1 protein-coding gene is annotated in these 1,523 nt (G+C 60.9%); it reads left to right on the top strand.

Annotated features, from left to right (window positions below):
* Positions 1–85: 85 nt before the first annotated feature.
* Positions 86–1,449, top strand: a protein-coding gene (locus tag VL202_RS15680; RefSeq protein WP_325465029.1) for an IS3 family transposase whose coding sequence is annotated in 2 segments (ribosomal slippage) — positions 86–433 and positions 436–1,449 — 1,362 coding nt in all. Because the reading frame shifts where the segments join, the coding sequence is not laid out codon by codon here.
* Positions 1,450–1,523 lie beyond the last annotated feature (74 nt).

Genomic DNA, 1,523 nt, shown 5'->3' with positions numbered 1-1,523 from the left:
TGTCCGCCGTCAGCACGAATGGCACAGATTTGAGGTTGTGATTTAAGGAGGATTTGGGCTTCGTCGTAGTGACGAAGGAACGAAGATGAAGCCCAAATCCTCCTATTCAAAATCGCCGTCGAAGGCCCCTGCGGAGCAGGTGGTGAAGGATATCCGGCGTCAGACCCGGCGGCACTTCTCTGCCGAGGACAAGATCCGCATCGTGCTCGAAGGCCTTCGCGGCGATGACAGCATTGCCGAGCTGTGCCGCAAGGAAGGCATCGCCCAGAGCCTGTACTACACCTGGTCGAAGGAGTTCATGGAAGCGGGCAAGCGCCGCCTGGCGGGGGACACTGCCCGTGCGGCGACCACCGGCGAGGTGCAGGATCTGCGCCGCGAAGCCCGCGCCCTGAAGGAATGTGTTGCCGACCTGACGCTCGAAAACCGTCTGCTGAAAAAAAGCATGATCGCGGATGGGGGCGACGACGAATGAGATATCCCAGATCCGAAAAGCTCGAGATCATCCGGATCGTCGAGCAGTCGCACCTGCCCGCCAAGCGGACGCTGGACAAGCTGGGCATCGCCCGTCGGACATTCTACCGCTGGTATGACCGCTATCTCGAGGGCGGGCCGGAGGCGCTGGAGGATCGGCCATCGGCGCCGAGCCGGGTGTGGAATCGCATCGGCGACGACATCCGGGACCAGATCGTCGAAATGGCGCTGGAAGAGACCGACCTGAGCCCCCGCGAACTGGCGGTGCGCTTCACCGACGAGAAGCGCTACTTCGTGTCGGAAGCCACGGTTTACCGCCTGTTGAAGGCCCATGATCTGATCACCAGCCCGGCCTATGTCGTGATCAAGGCCGCCGATCAGTTCCACACCAAGACCACGCGGCCGAACGAGATGTGGCAGACCGATTTTACCTACTTCAAGATCATCGGATGGGGTTGGATGTACCTGTCGACCGTGCTCGACGACTTCTCGCGCTACATCATCGCCTGGAAACTATGCACCAACATGCGGGCCGAGGACGTGACCGACACGCTGGACCTCGCGCTTGCAGCTTCCGGCTGCGACAACGCCACGGTGCTGCACAAGCCCAGGCTGCTCAGTGATAACGGCCCCAGCTACATCGCTGGTGAGCTGGCTGAATATATCGAAGCTCAGAAGATGAGCCATGTTCGCGGCGCCCCGATGCATCCCCAAACCCAGGGCAAGATCGAGCGCTGGCACAAGACCCTGAAGAACCGCATCCTGCTGGAAAACTACTTCCTGCCCGGCGACCTTGAGGCGCAGATCGAGGCCTTCGTCGAGCACTACAACCACCGGCGTTACCACGAGAGCCTGGCCAATGTGACGCCCGCCGACGCCTACTTCGGCAGGGCCTCAGCCATCATCGAACGACGAAGAAAGATCAAGCGACAGACCATCGAACATCGGCGCTTGCAGCACCGCAAGCTCGCCGCCTAACATCAACTCCCAGACGAGGCCCGCACTCCGCTAATTTACGCCGCGAGTTGCGCCAAATGTTCTGACGACGGACA

Origin of the sequence: Pararhizobium sp. (assembly GCF_035497515.1) — a bacterium.
Taxonomy (GTDB): domain Bacteria; phylum Pseudomonadota; class Alphaproteobacteria; order Rhizobiales; family Rhizobiaceae; genus Pararhizobium.
This window is presented reverse-complemented; position numbering and strand designations above follow the sequence as displayed.